The sequence below is a fragment of the Actinomadura sp. KC06 genome (genome assembly GCF_004348735.1).
In the GTDB taxonomy this organism is placed as follows: domain Bacteria; phylum Actinomycetota; class Actinomycetes; order Streptosporangiales; family Streptosporangiaceae; genus Spirillospora.
In genome coordinates, this window is the sequence record NZ_SMKT01000094.1 from 1 (window position 1) to 17,518 (window position 17,518).

The 17,518-nt window shown below is 74.2% G+C and carries 16 protein-coding genes; 11 read left to right on the forward strand and 5 right to left on the reverse strand.

Annotated features, from left to right (window positions below; translation table 11 throughout):
- Positions 1 to 22: 22 nt before the first annotated feature.
- Positions 23 to 883, forward strand: a complete 861-nt coding sequence (gene tatC, locus E1287_RS26840; protein WP_131967847.1) for a twin-arginine translocase subunit TatC — start codon at positions 23 to 25, stop codon at positions 881 to 883.
- Positions 884 to 997: 114 nt separating this feature from the next.
- On the forward strand, positions 998 to 3,778 hold the full coding sequence (locus E1287_RS26845; RefSeq protein ID WP_131967848.1) for a DEAD/DEAH box helicase: 2,781 nt from the start codon (positions 998 to 1,000) through the stop codon (positions 3,776 to 3,778).
- Here E1287_RS26845 and E1287_RS26850 read toward each other — a convergent pair.
- On the reverse strand, positions 3,775 to 4,650 hold the full coding sequence (locus E1287_RS26850; RefSeq protein ID WP_243719458.1) for an oxygenase MpaB family protein: 876 nt from the start codon (positions 4,648 to 4,650) through the stop codon (positions 3,775 to 3,777). The two genes, E1287_RS26845 and E1287_RS26850, sit on opposite strands and share 4 nt — an antisense overlap.
- Positions 4,651 to 4,939: 289 nt before the next feature.
- Here E1287_RS26850 and E1287_RS26855 point away from each other — a divergent pair, with 289 nt between their 5' ends.
- The 6 genes from E1287_RS26855 to E1287_RS26880 all read left to right on the forward strand — a co-directional run bounded on the left by E1287_RS26855 (position 4,940) and on the right by E1287_RS26880 (position 11,280).
- Positions 4,940 to 5,299 carry a hypothetical protein gene (locus E1287_RS26855; protein WP_131967850.1) on the forward strand — a complete coding sequence of 120 codons (360 nt, stop codon included), beginning with the start codon at positions 4,940 to 4,942 and terminating at the stop codon, positions 5,297 to 5,299.
- Between the two features lie 192 nt (positions 5,300 to 5,491).
- Positions 5,492 to 6,505: an ATP-binding cassette domain-containing protein gene (locus tag E1287_RS26860; protein WP_131967851.1), complete on the forward strand. Its 1,014-nt coding sequence runs from the start codon at positions 5,492 to 5,494 to the stop codon at positions 6,503 to 6,505.
- Positions 6,502 to 7,344 carry an ABC transporter permease gene (locus E1287_RS26865; RefSeq protein WP_131967852.1) on the forward strand — a complete coding sequence of 281 codons (843 nt, stop codon included), beginning with the start codon at positions 6,502 to 6,504 and terminating at the stop codon, positions 7,342 to 7,344. The genes E1287_RS26860 and E1287_RS26865 overlap by 4 nt, the downstream gene beginning before the upstream one ends.
- Before the next feature lie 183 nt (positions 7,345 to 7,527).
- Positions 7,528 to 8,139, forward strand: coding sequence for a TetR/AcrR family transcriptional regulator (locus E1287_RS26870; protein WP_131967853.1), 612 nt, complete (start codon positions 7,528 to 7,530; stop codon positions 8,137 to 8,139).
- A 10-nt stretch (positions 8,140 to 8,149) separates the two neighbouring features.
- Positions 8,150 to 8,914, forward strand: coding sequence for an ABC transporter ATP-binding protein (locus E1287_RS26875; protein ID WP_131967854.1), 765 nt, complete (start codon positions 8,150 to 8,152; stop codon positions 8,912 to 8,914).
- On the forward strand, positions 8,911 to 11,280 hold the full coding sequence (locus E1287_RS26880) for an FtsX-like permease family protein (protein ID WP_131967855.1): 2,370 nt from the start codon (positions 8,911 to 8,913) through the stop codon (positions 11,278 to 11,280). The genes E1287_RS26875 and E1287_RS26880 overlap by 4 nt, the downstream gene beginning before the upstream one ends.
- 57 nt (positions 11,281 to 11,337) lie before the next feature.
- Here the strand turns inward: E1287_RS26880 and E1287_RS26885 are convergent, their stop codons facing one another.
- Both E1287_RS26885 and E1287_RS26890 read right to left on the reverse strand, forming a co-directional pair.
- Positions 11,338 to 12,075 carry an SRPBCC domain-containing protein gene (locus E1287_RS26885; RefSeq protein ID WP_131967856.1) on the reverse strand — a complete coding sequence of 246 codons (738 nt, stop codon included), beginning with the start codon at positions 12,073 to 12,075 and terminating at the stop codon, positions 11,338 to 11,340.
- A 55-nt stretch (positions 12,076 to 12,130) separates the two neighbouring features.
- Positions 12,131 to 12,766, reverse strand: coding sequence for a helix-turn-helix domain-containing protein (locus E1287_RS26890; protein ID WP_131967857.1), 636 nt, complete (start codon positions 12,764 to 12,766; stop codon positions 12,131 to 12,133).
- A 119-nt stretch (positions 12,767 to 12,885) separates the two neighbouring features.
- On the opposite strand from E1287_RS26890, the gene E1287_RS26895 reads away from it, so the two are divergent.
- Both E1287_RS26895 and E1287_RS26900 read left to right on the forward strand, forming a co-directional pair.
- Positions 12,886 to 13,380, forward strand: a complete 495-nt coding sequence (locus E1287_RS26895) for a MarR family transcriptional regulator (protein WP_131967858.1) — start codon at positions 12,886 to 12,888, stop codon at positions 13,378 to 13,380.
- A gap of 109 nt (positions 13,381 to 13,489) precedes the next feature.
- The gene (locus tag E1287_RS26900) at positions 13,490 to 14,206 is read left to right on the forward strand and encodes a DUF4142 domain-containing protein (protein ID WP_131967859.1); all 717 of its coding nucleotides are present in this window, start codon (positions 13,490 to 13,492) and stop codon (positions 14,204 to 14,206) included.
- Here E1287_RS26900 and E1287_RS26905 read toward each other — a convergent pair.
- Positions 14,196 to 15,104: an NAD-dependent protein deacetylase gene (locus E1287_RS26905; RefSeq protein WP_131967860.1), complete on the reverse strand. Its 909-nt coding sequence runs from the start codon at positions 15,102 to 15,104 to the stop codon at positions 14,196 to 14,198. The genes E1287_RS26900 and E1287_RS26905 overlap by 11 nt on opposite strands.
- A 51-nt stretch (positions 15,105 to 15,155) precedes the next feature.
- Here E1287_RS26905 and E1287_RS26910 point away from each other — a divergent pair, with 51 nt between their 5' ends.
- On the forward strand, positions 15,156 to 16,517 hold the full coding sequence (locus tag E1287_RS26910) for a 6-phospho-beta-glucosidase (protein ID WP_131967861.1): 1,362 nt from the start codon (positions 15,156 to 15,158) through the stop codon (positions 16,515 to 16,517).
- 4 nt (positions 16,518 to 16,521) lie between these two features.
- Here E1287_RS26910 and E1287_RS26915 read toward each other — a convergent pair whose 3' ends face one another.
- Positions 16,522 to 17,499, reverse strand: a complete 978-nt coding sequence (locus tag E1287_RS26915; RefSeq protein ID WP_131967862.1) for a DUF3068 domain-containing protein — start codon at positions 17,497 to 17,499, stop codon at positions 16,522 to 16,524.
- Between the last annotated feature and the right edge of the window lie 19 nt (positions 17,500 to 17,518).

Genomic DNA, 17,518 nt, shown 5'->3' on the forward strand with positions numbered 1-17,518 from the left:
CCCCCGAGCCTGAATGCCCACGATGAAGCTGACGCGCGACGCCGCCGCCCCCGACGGCCGCATGCCCCTCATGGAGCATCTCCGGGAGCTGCGCAACCGGTTGATCAAGGCGATCCTGGCGCTGCTGGTCGGCGCGGTCATCGGCTGGTTGCTCTTCGGCCCGGTGTGGGACGCGCTCAAGGAGCCCTACTGCTCCCTGCCCGCCTCCCGGGATCTCAACGGGCGCTGCTCCCTGGTCGTCAACGGGCCCTTCTCCGCGTTCTTCCTCCGGTTGAAGATGGCCTTCATCCTGGGCATGGTGATCTCCTCGCCGTTCTGGCTGTACCAGATGTGGGCGTTCGTCGCGCCCGGCCTGTACCGCAAGGAACGGCGCTGGACGTACACCTTCATGGCCGCGGCGATCCCGCTGTTCTTCCTGGGCGTCGTGCTGGCCTACATCACCGTGGACAAGGGCTTGGCGCTCCTGCTGGGGTTCGTGCCGGAGGACGTCGCCGCGCTGATCACCGTCGACCAGTACCTCGGCTACGTCCTGGCCATGCTGCTGATATTCGGGCTGACGTTCGAGCTGCCGTTGTTCGTCGTCATGCTGAACATGATCGGGGTCCTCACCCACGACCGTATCCGCAGGTCCCGCAGGCTCCTGGTCTTCGGGGTGTTCGTGTTCGCCGCGGTCGCCACCCCCAGCCAGGACCCGTTCACGATGCTCGCGCTGGCGCTCCCGACCATCGTGTTGTTCGAGGTCGCCGAGCTGCTGGCGTTCATCCACGACCGGCGCCAGGCCCGCAGGCCCGACCCGTATGCGGAGCTGGCCGACGACGAGGCGTCCCCGCTCGACCTGGACGCCATCGACGCCGAGCTGGAGAAGGGCGACCGCGCCCGCTGACCCCCCGCTGACCCCCGGCGGGCCCGCCGATCCGGCCCGCCGATCGGGGACGGGGCTCGCGGGGATCGTCCCCGGATTGGGAATCGGGCCGGTCGAAACCGTAGGCTCCAAGGTATGACCTCCCCCGACACCGACGCCGCCACCGGGTCGGCCGGCGAGACCCCGGCCCAGCGGTACGCCGCCTACCGCAGGCGCACCGCCGGGAGCGGCCCGGCCCTGCTGGACTTCCGCACCCTGTACGACTTCGAGCTGGACCCGTTCCAGATCGAGGCGTGCCAGGCGCTGGAGGACGGCAGCGGCGTCCTCGTCGCGGCGCCCACCGGGTCCGGGAAGACGGTGGTGGGGGAGTTCGCCGCGCACCTCGCCCTCACCGGCGGCGGGAAGTGCTTCTACACCACGCCGATCAAGGCGCTGTCGAACCAGAAGTACGCCGACCTCGTCCGCCGCTACGGGCCGGAGAAGGTCGGGCTGCTCACCGGCGACAACAGCGTCAACGGCGAGGCGCCCGTCGTCGTGATGACGACCGAGGTGCTGCGGAACATGCTGTACGCGGGGTCGCAGACCCTCGCGGGCCTGGCGTTCGTCGTGATGGACGAGGTGCACTACCTCGCCGACCGGTTCCGCGGCGCCGTCTGGGAAGAGGTGATCATCCACGTTCCGGACTCGGTGCGGATCGTGGCGCTGTCGGCGACCGTCAGCAACGCCGAGGAGTTCGGCGAATGGCTGCACGAGGTGCGCGGCGACACGGCCGTGATCGTCGACGAGCACCGTCCCGTCCCGCTGTTCCAGCACATGCTGGTCGGCACCCGCCTGTACGACCTGTTCGTCGACACCGGCAAGGGCAGGGACCGGCAGGCGAAGCTGAACCCGCAGCTCACCCGCATGGCGGTGGACGAGGTCCGCCGCGCCAAGGTCAACCAGGGCCGCCGCACCGGGCGCCGCCGCGCGCCCCGCCCGCAGCGGTTCAGGCCGCCGCCCCGCCCGGACGTGATCGAGCGGCTGGACCGCGCCGGGCTGCTCCCGGCGATCACGTTCATCTTCAGCCGCGCCGGGTGCGACGCCGCCGTCCTGCAGTGCCTGCACGCCGGGATCCGGCTGACGTCCAAGGAGGAGGCGGAGGAGATCCGCGCGCACGCCGAGCTGCGCACCGCCGACATCTCCGCCGAGGACCTGCGGGTCCTCGGCTACGGCGACTTCCTCGCCGCCCTGGAGCGCGGTGTCGCCGCCCACCACGCCGGGATGCTCCCCACCTTCAAGGAGATCGTCGAGGAGCTGTTCACCCGCGGGGTGATCAAGGCGGTGTTCGCGACGGAGACGCTCGCGCTCGGCATCAACATGCCCGCCCGCACCGTCGTGATCGAGAAGCTCGACAAGTGGAACGGCGAGGCGCACGTCGACCTGACCCCCGGCGAGTACACGCAGCTCACCGGGCGGGCCGGGCGCCGCGGCATCGACGTGGAGGGCCACGCCGTCGTGGTGTGGGGGCCGAACGTGGAGCCCGCGTCCGTCGCCGGGCTCGCCGGCACCCGCACCTACCCGCTGAACTCCAGCTTCCGGCCGTCCTACAACATGGCCGTGAACCTCGTCGGCGCCGTCGGGAACGAGCGCGCCCGGACGCTGCTGGAGGAGTCGTTCGCGCAGTTCCAGGCCGACCGGGCCGTCGTCGGCCTCGCCCGGCAGGTGCACAAGAACGAGGAGGCCCTCGCCGGGTACGCCAAGGCCGCCGAATGCCACCTCGGCGACTTCATGGAGTACGCGGCGATGCGGCGCCGCCTGTCGGACCGGGAGGCGGAGCTGTCGCGCGAACGGGCCGGGACCCGCCGCGCCGAGGCCGCCAGGTCGCTGGAGCACCTGCGGCCCGGCGACGTCATCCTCGTCCCGTCCGGCCGCCGGTCGGGGCTCGCGGTCGTCCTCGACCCCGGTGTCGGGCGCCGCTCGGACGGGCCCGCGCCGCTCGTGCTGACCGTGAACCGGTCCGTGCAGCGCCTGTCGATCCAGGACTTCCCGCGCGCCGTGGAGCCCGTCGAGCGGATCCGGATCCCGAAATCGTTCAGCCCCCGCAACCCGCAGGACCGCCGCGACCTGGCGTCCACCCTGCGCGCCAAGGTCCCCGACGACGCCCGCGGCCGCAAGCGCGCCCGCGGCGACTCCGCCGCCCCCGACGACGCCGAGATCACCGCGCTGCGCACAGAGCTGCGCCGCCACCCCGTGCACGGCTGCGACAAGCGGGAGGAGCACGCCCGCTGGGCCGAGCGGTACCACCGCCTCGACCGCGAGACCGAGCAGCTCCGCCGCCGCGTCGAGGGCCGCTCCCAGGTCATCGCCCGGACGTTCGACCGGGTCTGCGCCGTCCTGGAGCAGCTCGGCTACCTGGAGGGCGACTCCGTCACCGCCGAGGGGCGCCGCCTCGGCCAGATCTACAACGAGCTCGACCTGCTCACCGCCGAGAGCCTCCGCGAGGGGCTGTGGGACAAGCTCGACCAGGCCGAGCTCGCCGCGTGCGTGTCCGCGCTGGTCTACGAGTCGCGGCAGCCCGACGACGCCGCGCCGCCCCGCACCCCCGCCGGGCCCGCGCAGGACGCCCTCGCCGCCATGGTGCGGCTCTGGGGCGAGCTGGACGCCGTCGAGCGCGACAACCGCGTGTCGTTCCTCCGCGAGCCCGACCTCGGGTTCGCGTGGACGGCGTACCGGTGGGCCAAGGGCGACGACCTCGACGAGGTCCTCCTCGAAAGCGACCTCACCGCCGGCGACTTCGTCCGCGCCGTGAAGCAGCTCCTCGACCTGCTCGGGCAGGTCGCCGACGCCGCCCCGCCGAACAGCCACATCCGCAAGATGGCCCGGCGCGCGATGGACTCGATGCGCCGCGGCGTCGTGGCGTACTCCTCCGTCGCCTAGGGAACGGGGGAGCGGCGGCGGGTGCGGCGGGCCTTCAGGGTCCGGTCGACGCGGTACGCCGCCAGCCGGACGAGGAACGCCTCCGGCGGGCGCCGCAGGAACCCCGGCGTCACGCGGTGGACGCCGCCCGCCGTCCGCAGCATCAGCGTCGCTGTGCGGCGGCGGTTGTCCGTCCAGGGGAGGCCGTACTGGTCGCGGAGCGTGCCGGGCAGCAGCGCGGCGGTGAGCAGCCGGAACACCGCCAGGGCGGGGGACAGGGCGCGCAGCCTGCGCGGCCACAGGACGGCGTCGGCGACCTCGCGGGCCGTGTCCGTCACCTCCAGCGAGGCGAGCATGTCCGCCATGTAGGCGCGGAACGCGGCCAGGTCGGCGGGCTGCGACTCCAGCGGGCAGCCGAGGACCTCGGCGACCGCGCGGGCCTGCCGGTAGTACTCCTCCGCCAGGCCGCGGTCGTCGCGGCCGCCCCGGCCGCCGTGGAGCATGACGCTCTCATGGATGTGCAGCGCCGAGTCGATCAGCGTCGCGTTGACCCACAGCTGCAGGTCCGGGTCGTTGCCGGAATAGCCGTCGCCGCGGACCGTCCCGTGGATGCCGCGGACCTTCGCCGCGACCCGCCCGACCTGCTCCGGCGTCCCGAACGTCACGATCAGCAGGAAGTCGAGCGTGCCGAACAGGCGGGCCAGCGGACGGTCGGCGAAATCGCTGTGCTCGGCGACGCCGCGGGCCACGTCCGGGTGCGCGAGCTGCATCAGCAGCGCCCGCCCGGCGCCGAGGCCGACCAGCGGCTCGGCAGAGAGCCGGCGCAGCACGTCCCGGTCGGCGAGCCGGTCGCCGAGCTGCTCGGACGAGGGGACCTGCGGTGTGGCGGGCACGGTGCCTCCGGGCGGTGCGGAACCTGCGCGGCCATCCTCGCCCACTATTGACAGACGGTCAATAAGGCCGCTGGAACCCCGAAGGCAGCTGAAATGCCGGGAAATGGCTCCGTAACCTGCGATTCGGTGCCACAATCGGGGCGCCCGATCACCATTGAGGGCCGTGGGGAGCATGATGCGCCGGGGGCGCTGAGGACGGCGCGCACCGCGCCGGCGACGGCGCGCCTGCGCCGCCGCCGGAACCGGGAGCGGCCGCCGCCCACGAGAGACACGAGAAAGGTCCCGACCCGTGGCCATCCGCGACAAGATGCGCGCCAACGCGGCCCCCGTCCTGCAGCCGGGCGAGAACGTCCAGGCGGTGTTCGGCGCCCAGACCACCAGCCAGTACTTCGCGCTGCTGTCCTACTGGATCATCATCTTCGCCAACGCCTACCGCGTCGTCGTGATCACCGACCGGCGGATCCTGGTGTGCCGGTCCGGGCGGTTCCGCATGACGCCGGTGAACGAGGTCCTGCGCGAGCTGCCGCGCGGCACCCGCATCGGCCCGCCGAGCGGCCTGTGGTGGCGCTGCGAGACGCTCGGCGAGAAGCTCTACGTCCACAAGCGCTTCCACAAGGACGTCAACGCCGCCGACGGCGTCAACGCCTGACGCCGGACGGACCAGGGGCCTTCCCGCCGAGCGGGAGGGCCTCTCGCCTTTCCCGGCGTGGGCGGCGCACGGGCGGGCACCCTACGCAGGTCGGAGACGGATCCGCTGCACGGAGGATCCGGTACCCCGGCCGGGACCGCTAGCGTGATCCCGATCACGTTATTTCGCGAAACGACCACGCAGGATGTGTGCATGATCGAGGCGGAGAACCTCACCAAGCGCTACGGCGACAAGACCGCCGTAGACGATCTGTCCTTCACCGTCGTCCCCGGGCGCGTGACCGGGTTCCTCGGCCCGAACGGCGCCGGGAAGTCGACCACCATGCGGCTGCTGCTCGGCCTCGACCGGCCGGACCGCGGCGACGCCCGCATCGACGGCGTCCACTACGCCGACCTGCCTGCGCCGATGCGCGTGGTCGGCGCGCTGCTGGAGGCGCGGGCCGTCCACACCGGGCGCAGCGCCTACAACCACCTGCTGTGCCTCGCGCAGACCCAGGGGGTCGGCAAGAAGCGCGTCGACGAGGTCGTCGAGCTCGTCGGCCTCACCGGCGTCGCCCGCAAGCGCGCCGGCGGCTTCTCCCTCGGCATGGGCCAGCGGCTCGGCATCGCCGCCGCGCTGCTCGGCGACCCGTCCGTGCTGATCCTGGACGAGCCCGTCAACGGCCTCGACCCGGAGGGCATCGTCTGGATCCGCACCCTCATGCAGCGGCTCGCCGCCGAGGGCCGGACGGTGTTCGTCTCCAGCCACCTGATGAACGAGATGGCCGTCACCGCCGAGCACCTCATCGTCATCGGGCGCGGCAGGCTCATCGCCGACTGCTCCACCGAGGAGTTCATCGAGCGCAGCACCGAGAAGATGGTCGCCGTCCGCAGCCCCGACGCCGCCCGGCTCGCCGGCGTCCTCACCGACGAGGGCGCCAAGGTCAGGCCGTCCGAGGACGGGCTGCTGACCGTCACCCACATGGAGGCTCCCCGCGTCGGGGAGCTCGCCGCCGCCGAAGGAGTCGTCCTGCACGAGCTCACCCCGATGCGCGGCTCGCTGGAGGCCGCGTTCATGGAACTGACCCGCGAGAGCGTCGAATACGGCGCGGCCGGAGGCCCCGTGGCGGGACCCGTCCCAGGCGCGGGTCCCGGCGCCGGGCCCGCCGCCGGAGGTCCCGCCGCCGCGCCCGCCGCCGGCCCCGCCGGGAAGGAGGAGCCGCGATGACCGCCGCCACCACCGAGTCCGCCGCGCGGCCCGCGGGCCCGCCCGCCTACGACCGGCCGGGCTTCGGACGGCTCATGCTCGCCGAGTGGACGAAGATCCGCACGGTCCGCTCCACCCTGTGGTCGCTGATCCTGCTCATCATCCTCGACCTCGGGTTCACCGCGCTGTTCGTCGGGCTGACCACCGCGCAGTGGGACAACATGACCGAGGGCGACCGCGCCTCGGTCACCGCCGACCCGGTCAGCTTCATCCTCGGCAGCGGGTTCTTCCTCAGCCAGCTGACCGTCTGCGTCCTCGGCGTCCTGGTGATCGCCTCCGAGTACTCCACCGGCATGATCCGCGCCAGCCTGCTCGCCGTGCCGCGGCGGCTGCCGATGCTGTGGGCCAAGGCCCTGGTGTTCGCGCTGGTCGTCCTCGCCCTCGGCATCGTGGTGTCGTTCGCGTCGTTCTTCATCGGCTCGGCGCTCATCGGGGACAAGGCGGAGGTGTCGCTCGGCGACGAGGGCGTCCTGCGCGCCGTCGTCGGCGGCGGCCTCTACCTGGCGATGCTCGGCCTGTTCGCGCTGGCGATCGGCGCGATCGTCCGGCACACCGCCGGCGGCATCACCGGCGTGATCGGGTTCGTGCTCGTGCTGGCGCCGCTCGCCACGCTGCTGCCCGGCAAGATCGGCGAGCGCGTCCACGCCTACCTGCCGTCCGAGGCGGGCTACCTGATCGCCAAGGCCCACCAGGGCGAGGACGACCTGCTCTCGCCCTGGGAGGGGTACGGAGTGTTCGCCCTCTGGACGTTCGCGCTCCTCGCCGTCGCCGCGTTCCTCCTCAAACGCCGCGACGCCTGACCCCGCGCGCGCCGGCCGCGAAAGAAGCGGCGCGCGACCTCCCAACGCCCGAACGCCCGGCCGGACGGCCGGGCGTTCGGCGTGTTCAGGGACCGTCCCGCCGCCGGAACATTGCAGTGGGCAACGATCGCGGTTACGCTTTAAGCAAGTGCTTAAAGCGTTCGACCAATACAGGGGGCCGGGATGGCGGGCGGGGACGCGCCCACGCGGATACGGCTGCTGGAGGCCGCCGTCGAGGTGATGGCCGAGAGCGGCTGGTCGGCGGTGACGTCGCGGGCCGTGGCGGAGCGGGCACGCGCCAACAACGCGCTCGTGCACTACTACTTCGGCTCGGTGGACGCGCTGCGCAGGGCCGCGGTCATGCACGCGGTGGAGAAGGAGCTGGAAGGGCCCGTCGAGGCGCTCCTCCGCGCCGAGGACGTCCTCGACGGCGTCGCGGACGCCGTCCGCGGCCTCATCGAACGCGGCCCCGGCACGGCCCAGCAGCGGGTCGTGGTCGAGGCGCTGATGCAGGGCCTGCGGGACGAGGAACTGCGCGGCGAGGGCGTCCGGCAGATCCGGACGTTCCGCGACCTGCTGGCGGCACGTCTCGCCGAGAACCGCGCCGCCGGGCTGCTGCGCGCCGACGCCGACCCCGCCGCCCTCGCGGTGGTGCTCACCGCGCTCATGGACGGCCTGCTCCTGCACGTGCTGATCGATCCCGACACCGACGCTGCGGGCGCGACCGACCGGCTCCTCGCCCTTCTGCGCCCCACCGGACCCCAGGACGCGGGCGAGCAGACCCCCGACGAGTGAGGAGGCGACGATGGCGCGTCATGATCGCGTGCAGGCGACCGTCCAGGACGGTGAGGAGGCCCGCGCGGGCGGCCCGGCCGTGCGGCTGCGCGGCGTCGGCAAGACCTACGGGACGGGCCACGCCGCGGTGCATGCGCTGCGCGAGGTGGACCTGGAGGTCGAGCGCGGCGAGTTCGTCGTGCTGCTCGGCCCGTCCGGATCGGGCAAGACGACCCTGCTCAACGTGATCGGCGGGATCGAGCCCGCCACCGAGGGCGAGGTGACCGCCGGGGGCCGCGACCTGTCCGGCCTGGGCGAGGACGCCCGCACCGCCTACCGGCGCGACGTCGTCGGGTTCGTGTTCCAGTTCTTCAACCTGGTCCCGTCGCTGACCGCGCTGGAGAACGTCCGGCTCGTGGCCGAGCTCACCGGGCGCGGCGACCGCGAGCGGTCCGCGGCGGCGCTGGCGGCGGTCGGGCTCGCCGATCGCGCCGCGCACTTCCCGGCGCAGCTGTCGGGCGGCGAGCAGCAGCGCGTCGCGATCGCCCGCGCGGTCGCCAAGGACCCCGGGCTGCTGCTGTGCGACGAGCCGACCGGCGCGCTCGACCTGGAGATCGGACGCGGCGTCCTGCGCGTCCTGCGGGACCTCAACGCGCAGGGCCGCACCGTCCTGGTCGTCACGCACAACGCCGCGATCGCGGCCATCGCGCACCGCGTCGTGCGGATGCGGTCGGGCCGCGTCACCGAGGTCACCGCGAACGCCGCGCCCGCCACCGCCGACGAGGTGACGTGGTGAGCACCCTCACCGTCAAGCTGCTCCGCGACCTGCGCCGCCGCCCCGCGCAGCTGGTGTCGGCCGCGGTGCTGGTGATGCTCGGCGTCGCGCTGTTCGGCGCGTCCTACGACGCCTACAAGAACCTCGAATCCGGCTACCAGGCGGTGTTCGACAGGTACCGGTTCGCGGACCTGACCGTGTCCGGCGGCGACACCGCCGCGATCGCGAAACGGGCGCGGGACACGCCCGGGGTGGAAGCCGCGGCGGCGCGGACCGTCGCGGACGTGCCGATGCGCATGCCGGACGGCTCCACCCTCGTCGGACGCGTCGTCGGCTTCCCCGCCGCGTCGCAGCCCGAGATCAACCGCGTGAAGATCCTCGACGGCCGGTACCTCGACCCCGCCGCCCCGGCCGGTGTCCTCGCCGACAAGCACGTCGCCGACGACGCCGGACTGAAACCCGGCTCGGCGGTGGAGGTGTGGGACGGGCGCGCCTGGCGTCCCCTGAACGTGCGGGGCACCGCGTCCTCGCCCGAGTACCTGTGGCCCGCCGCCAGCCGCCAGGACGTGCTGCCCGCCCCCGGGACGTTCGGCGTCCTGTACGTCCCCGAGCCGCTCGCCCGGCAGGTCGGCGGCGTGACCGCGCCCAACGAGGTGACCGTCCGCTACACCGGCGCGAAACGCGCCCGCGCCGGCGAGCTCGACGCCGCCCTGACCGCCGCCGCGCGCGGGTACGGTGCCGGAGCGGCCGTCACCCGCGCCGACCAGCCCAGCAACGCCGCGCTCGCCCAGGACATCCAGGGCTTCTCCCAGCTCGCCGTGATGTTCCCGCTGCTGTTCCTCGCCGCCGCGGGCGTCGCCGTCTACGTCGTGCTGACCCGCCGCGTGGCGCGCGACCGCGTCGTCATCGGGACGCTGCGCGCGAGCGGGTTCCGCCGCCGGACGGTCGTGGCGCACTATCTGGCGACCGGCGTCGCGACCGGGCTCGCCGGGTCCGTCCTCGGCGCGGCCGCGGGGCTGCTGCTCGCCGGGTCCGTCACCCGCCTGTACGGGGACGCGATCGGGCTGCCGGAGACGACCGTGACCGTCCGCCCAGCGACGGTGCTGGCCGGGCTGGCGTTCGGGCTGGTCGCGGGCGCGCTCGCGGCCCTGGCGCCCGCGGTGTCGGCGGCCCGCGTCCCGCCCGCCGAGGCGATGCGCGGGACCGTCCCCGCGGCCCGGGGCGGCGGGCTCATCGTCCGCGCCGCGCGATCCGCGCCCGGTGCCGGGCGGCTGCCCGCCGGGGCGTGGCTGGTGCTGCGCGGACCCACCCGCCAGGTCCGCCGCACCCTCTACACGATGAGCGGCGTGATCCTCGCGCTCGTGCTCATCCTCGTGTCGTGGGGGATGCTCGACTCGTCCAGGGCGACCGTGTCCCGGCAGTTCGACCAGGTCCAGCGGCAGGACGCGGAGCTCACCCTCGCCGGGCCCGCCGGCGCCGCGACGCTCGCCGCGGTGTCGGCGACGGACGGGGTGCGGTCCGCCGAGCCGTCCGCGCACCTGCCCGCCACCATCACCGCCGGGGGCAAGGGGTACTCCACGTCCGTCGTCGGGCTGCCCGCCGGGACGCGGATGCACCGGTTCCTCACCCCAGGCGGCGGCGAACGGGCCCTGCCTCGCAGCGGCGCGCTCGTCGGCGCGGCGCTGCGCGACGAACTCGGCGTGGGCGCCGGTGACCGCGTCACCCTGCGCCTCGACGACGGACGGGCCGTCACCACCACCGTCGCCGGGTTCGTCGACGAGCCGCTCGGCACCTTCGCCTACGCCGACCTCCGCCAGGTCGCCGCCTGGGACCCGGCCGCCCGGCCCGGCACCGTCCTCGTCCGGTTCGACCCGGGCGCGGACCGCGCCGCCGTCGAGCGGGCGCTGTCGTCCCTGCCCGGCGTCATCGCCTACACCGACTCGCGGGCGCTGAAGAAGACCATGGACGACTACATGGACCTGTTCTACGTGTTCGTCGCCGTCATGTTCGCGTTCGGCGGGCTGCTGGCCTTCACCGTCCTGTTCGCCACCCTGTCGGTCAACCTCGCCGACCGCGGCACCGAACTGGCCACGCTGCGCGCGGCGGGCGTCGGGCGCAGGCGGCTCGACCGCCTCGTCACCGCCGAGAACCTCCTCGTCGTGGCCGCGGGCACCGTGCCGGGCCTGGTCGCCGGACGGCTCGCGACCGGCGCGTTCCTCGGCGCGTTCGACAGCGACCTGATGTCGCTCCACACCGGGATCCGGCCCGCGACGTTCGCCTGGTCCGCGCTCGCCGTCCTCGCCGTGGCGTGGCTGGCGCAGCGTCCCGGGCTGCGCGGCCTCGCCCGCTCCGACCTCGCCGCCCTCGTCCGCGAAAGGGCCGGTTAGCGAAGACGCGAACGGGCGCCCGCACGGGTCTCCGTGCGGGCGCCCGCGTCCGGCGGTTCAGGCGTACACGTCCTGCAGCCAGGTGCGCCACGCCTTCTTCGTCCGCTCCTGCTCAGCGGCCGAGCCTGGCGCGAAGTCGTGCACGGCGATCCCGACCGGGCCGCCCCACGCGTCGCGTCCGAAGAACCGGTACATGGCGTCGTCCGTGCGCAGGCCGAGGAAGTACTCGTTGCGGAAGTCGACGACCGCGTCCACCGCGCCCGCCCCGGGCACGTCCACCCGGACGGTGTCGCCCTCGGCGGCGGCGTCCAGGCCGAGCGCGCGGACGGCCGCGTCGAACGACCCCTTCGCCATGGACGCCTTCGGCCCGTGAACGTCGGACTGCGTCGCCGGCAGACCCGTGAAATGCGCCAGGTACTGCCGCAGGGTGTGCAGGTAGAAGTCGGTGTGCCGGTTCGCGCCGTCGTACTGGTTGTCCCAGTCGTCGGTGAAGATCCCGCTGTGCACGTAGCGGACCCAGGCGCGCCCGCCCTCGCGCGGCTCGATCAGGTTGTCGAGTTGGTTCAGCGACTGGGGGAGGCCCTCGATGCCGTCCGGGTCCTCCTGGCGGCTGGTCAGCCGGTGCGGCGGGTCCCAGGCGGTGACGACCCCGCCGAGCCCGGCGGCGCCGCCGACCCGCGGCTCGTACTCCGCCGGCCACAGCCACCCCGCGGCGCCCGTGGTGATCGCGTCCCAGACCTGCTCGGGTGAGGCGTCCACCTCGAACTCGCGGACGATCTCGAATGCCTTGCCCATGACGATTCTCCTTTACGTTTCGTGGTTGCGTTGCGCGGCGGCGACCGGCCGCGGGTCAGGACTCGATCTCTCCGGGGACGTCCCGCTCCGGTTCCGCTGCCGCCTCGGGTTCGGCCTTCAGCGACGGGTGGACGGCGATCACGACGCGGTGGCCCCGCCCGCCCTCCGACTCAGCGTCGTGGTACTTGCGGACCAGCGCGCCGACGCCGGCGGTCAGCTCCTCGATGAACGCCGCCCGGTCGGCCGCGGACGCGAACCGGACCTCCCCGTCCAGCGCGAACGTCGCCAGGCGCTTGTCGGCCCGCGCCGCGCCGGTGATCAGCGCGCCGACGTCGCGGACCAGCCGGGCCGCGAGCGCCAGCAGCCACCGCGCCGACAGCGCGTCCCGGTGCCGGTCCGGGTCCGGCTGCACCGACGCGAGCGCGAGCGGCGAGATGACGTAGGACGCGGCCGTGGCCCGCATCAGCCGCTCGGTCATGTTGCCCTTGCGGCGCTCGCCGACCAGCTCGACCAGGCCGTGCCGCTCCAGCGCCCGCAGGTGGTAGTTGACCTTCTGCCGGGGCAGCCCGACCCGGGCCGCGAGCGCGGTCGCCGACATCGGCTCGGCCAGCTCGGCGAGCAGCCGCGCCCGCATGGGGTCCAGCGAGGCGGCCGCCGCCTCGGGGTTCTCGATCACCGTCACGTCCAGCATGACCCCATCATGGCAACCGACAATCAGATTTGTCAAGACAGAATCTTTTGTCGGAATGCCCTCCGGGGGCGGCTGGCACACATTGGCGCGCGGGGCTCCGGGCGTTGTAGAAAGTCGTCATGAGCGAGCAGGCCGCCCCCGCCGGCGACGCGCACGGCGTCGACGAGGTCACCTCGGCGGTGCTGACCGCGTCCCGGCTGCTGGTGGCGATCTCCGTGCGGTCCCTCGCCGCCGTCGAGGACGCCGTCACGCTGCCGCAGTTCCGGCTCCTCGTCGTGCTGTCCTCACAGGGGCCGCTCAAGCTCGTCACGCTCGCCGGGCTGCTGGAGGTCAACCCGTCCACCGCCATGCGGATGGTGGACCGGCTCGCCGCCGCCGGGCTGCTGGACCGGCAGGCCAGCCCCGACAGCGGCCGCGAGGTCAGGATCCAGCTCACCGCCGCCGGCCGCGCCATCGTCGACGACGTCACCGCCCGCCGCCGCGCCGACATCGCCGAGATCGTCGCCCGGATGCCGCCCGGCCAGCGGCGCACCCTCGTCGCCGCCCTGCGCGCCTTCACCGAGGCGGGCGGCGAGCCCCCGGCCACCACCCTCGTCCCGCTCGGCTGGACCTGACGCCCCCGCGCCGCCGTCGAACGCCGCCGGAACGGCGTTGAACCCCGCCGGGGCGACGTGCGTACAGCCCGGGTGACGCACCTCTCCTCGACCGGAAGGACGGCGGCGGATGCGAACACCCCGGCCCATCCCCGTGGCGGTACAGGTCGCGGCATTGGGGCTCGCCCTGCCGCTGCTCCTCGGTGGCTGCACCGCCCTGGCGCGCCAGTCGGGCGACGGCGGAGCGCAGCCCGCGGGGGTCGCGGCCGAGAACGCCCAGCAGGCCACCGTCGCCACCGAATGGGGGCCGCTCGGGCCCGCCGACCGCGTCCTCATCGTCAAGGTCAGGCAGGCCGGGCTCTGGGAGATCCCCGTCGGGCGGGAGGCCGCGCGCCGCGCCGCCCGGCCCGCGACCCAGCGCAACCTCGCCGAGATCGCCCGCCAGCACGAGCGGCTGGACGGGATCGCCCGCGGGATCGCCGCCCAGCTCAACGTCCCGCTGCCGGACCGGCCGACCGCCGAGCAGCAGAGCTGGATGTCGGAGATCACCGGCAAGTCCGGCACCGAGTACGACAAGACGGCCGTGGCGCGGCTGCGGGTGGCGCACGGCCAGATCTACCCGCAGATCGCCGCCGTCCGCGCCAGCACGCGCAACACCCTCGTCCGGCAGTTCGCCAAGCAGTGCGAGACCTTCGTCCACACCCACATGGCGCTGCTGGAGGGGACCGGCTTCGTCACCGTCGACGCGCTGCCCGACCCGCCCGCCGTGACGGGCGCGCCCGAGCCCGGCAGCCCGAACCAGCCGCGGACGCCCGCGCCCGCCGCCACCTCGGTGATCAAGGGCTGACCGCGGGCCGGGCGGTTCGGCCGCGGGCGTCCAGCTCGGCGAGCAGCGCCTGGAGGGTCATGCCGAGCGGCGCGTCCAGCGTCACCCGGGCGTGCTCGTCGCCCCTGGTGGCGCCCCGGTTGACGATCGCGACCGGGACGCCGTGCCCGGCCGCGTGCCGGACGAACCGGTACCCCGACAGCACCGTCAGCGACGACCCGAGCACCAGCAGCGCGCCCGCCGCCTCCGTGAGCGCGAAGCACTCCCGCACCCGGCCCGGCGGCACGTTCTCCCCGAAGAAGATCACGTCGGGTTTGAGGACGCCGCCGCACCGCTCGCAGTCCACCACCCGGAACGCCTCGACGTCGGCGTCGGCGAGCACGGCGTCGCCGTCGGGTTTGACCGTCCCGGGGGCGGCGGCGCGGGCGTCCCAGCCGGGGTTCGCGGCGCGGAGCCGCTCGTCCAGCCGGGCGCGCGGCGTCCGCTCGCCGCACGCCAGGCAGACCACCCGGTCCAGCGCGCCGTGCAGCTCGACGACCCCGTCCGCCCCGGCGGCCTGCTGCAGGCCGTCGACGTTCTGGGTGATGATCCCCGTGACCAGCCCCCGGCGCGCCAGCTCGGCGACCGCGCGGTGCCCGTCGTTCGGACGCGCCGCCGCGATGTGCCGCCACCCCAGATGGCTGCGCGCCCAGTACCGCCGCCGCGCCGCCGCCGACCCGGTGAACGCCTGGTACGTCATCGGCTCGGCCCGCCGCCGTCGCCCCGTCTCCCCGCGGTAGTCGGGGATGCCCGACTCGGTCGACAGGCCGGCGCCGCTCAGCACCAGCACGCCGCCGCCCGCGACGAGATCGGCCAGCGTCCGCAGCCGCGCCCCCGCCTCCGTCCCGCCGCCGGTGAACCGGCTCTCAACCTGCGTCACCCCTCCATGGTGCACGACGGCGGGCGCCGCCCGGGTGCTACGTTCCGCTGCATGAAGCTGGCCATTCTCGGCGGCGGCGGGTTCCGGGTGCCGTACGTGTACGAGGCGCTGCTGCGCGACCGCGGCTCCCCCCGGATCGACGAGGTCTGGCTGCACGACACCGACCCGGCGCGCCTGAAGGTCATGACCGCGGTCCTCGCCGCGCTCGGGGACGGCGCCGCCGGCGCGCCGGAGGTGTTCACCGCCACCGGCCTGGACCGCGCGCTGGACGGCGCCGACTTCGTCTTCTCCGCGATCCGCGTCGGCGGCACCGCCGGACGGGTCTGCGACGAGCGGGTCGCGCTCGGCCTGGACGTCCTCGGGCAGGAGACCACCGGCCCCGGCGGGATCGCCTACGGCCTGCGCACCGTCCCGGTCATGACGCGCATCGCCCGCCGGGTGCGGGAGCTCGCGCCGGACGCCTACGTCATCAACTTCACCAACCCCGCCGGCATGATCACCGAGGCGATGCAGGCGGTGCTCGGCGACCGGGTGCTCGGCGTCTGCGACACCCCGTCCGGGCTCGGAACCCGCGTCGCCGCCGCGCTCGGCCTCGACCCGTCCCGCCTCCGGCTCGACTACGTCGGCCTGAACCACCTCGGCTGGACGCGCCGCGTCCTGCACGACGGCGCCGACGTGCTGCCCGCCGTCCTCGCCGACGACGGCCTGCTCGGCTCCCTGGAGGAGGGGGTGGTGTTCGGCCGCGAGTGGCTCCGCGACCTCGGGACGATCCCCAACGAGTACCTGTACTACTTCTACTTCAACCGGGAGGCGGTCCGCGCCACCCTCGACGCCCCGCAGACCCGCGGCGAGTTCCTCGCAGCGCAGCAGGCCGCGTTCTACGAGCGCGCCGCGGCCGCGTCCGGCGGCGCGGCCGTGGAGCTGTGGCGCGAGACCGTCGCGGCCCGCAGCGCCAGCTACATGGCCGAGATGAAGGGCTCCGCCACCGGCGCCGAACAGGCCGGGCACTCCGGCGTCGACCCGGTCGACGAGGGCTACGCCGGCGTCGCGGTGAGGGTGATGGCCGCGATCGCCCGCGACGAGCCCGCCACCATGATCCTCAACGTCCGGAACGGGGCGACGGTGGCCGCGCTGCCGCCGGACGCGGTGGTCGAGATGCCGGTGCGGGTGGACGCGGCCGGCGTCCACCCGCTGCCCCTCGACCAGCCCGACCTGCACCAGGCGGGCCTGATGCAGCAGGTCAAGGCCGTCGAGCGCCTGACGATCCGCGCCGCGCTGACCGGTTCGCGCCCCGACGCCGCCAAGGCGTTCGCGCTGCACCCGCTGGTCGACTCGGTCTCGGTCGGACGGCGGCTCCTGGACGGCTACATCGCCCGCATCCCGGAGGTCGCCGCCGTGTTCGCCCCCGGGTGACCCGCTACCGGCTCGCGGGGGCGGGGGAGCCGCCGGTCGCGCCGCGGTGCCGGGGGAGGCGGCCGGAGCCGGTCGCCAGGGCCAGGCCCGCCGCCAGGGCGAACAGACCGACGCCGAGGAAGGTCAGCGGCACGATGGTCTCCAGCAGCCGGATCTTGGCGGCGCCGTCGTCGGACTTCGCGAGCAGCGCCTTCCGCGACTCGGGCGTCATCTTCAGGTCCAGGTCGGCGACGACGAGGCTGCCCGCGCCGCCCTGCTGGGGCCGCAGCGTCGACACCACGTGCCGCTGCTGGTCGATGGGCGCGCCGGTCCGCGGGTCGATCCAGTACGTGGACTCGGACCGCTGGTAGCGGTCCACCGGCACGGCCGCGCCGCCCTTGGGGAGGCCGAGCAGCTCGGGCGGCACGGCGGGGAGACTGCTGGGGATCTTGGTGTCCGGGACGCGCTGGACGAACCGGTAGGTGCGGACGCCGTCGCGCCGCTCCTCCCCGGCGAAGACCATCGGCCACGCGCGCCGGGTGCCGGTGTCGAAGAGCTCCAGGCCCTTCTTCTCCGGCTCCACCGGCCAGAACAGCCCGATTCCGGACTGCCGGACGCTCTTGTCGCCCTCCACCGCCGCGCCGCAGCAGTTCTGGAGCCGCCCCGTCCGGCGGTCGAAGGCGAGCCGCTGCTTCTGGAGCTCGATCGTGACGCCGTTCGCCGTGTCCTGGACGACCGTGGTGGAGTCCCACACGGCGAACCCGTCCTCGCGGGCGTTCACATCGGCCCGGATCGTGTTGGTCGCCACGACCGTCGCGCCGGTCCGCGGCGTCAGCTTCCCGGCGTCGAAGTAGGCGGCGCCGTCGGCCTGCAGCCGCGTGACCTGGTACAAGTCCGTCGGCGCGCCGATCAGCGTCGGCGCGACGTAATAGCGCGCGAGGACGAACCCGGCCAGCATGAACGCGCCGATGCCGATGAGGGTGAAACCGATGGCCCTTCGCAATGCGGCCTCCCAGGAACGC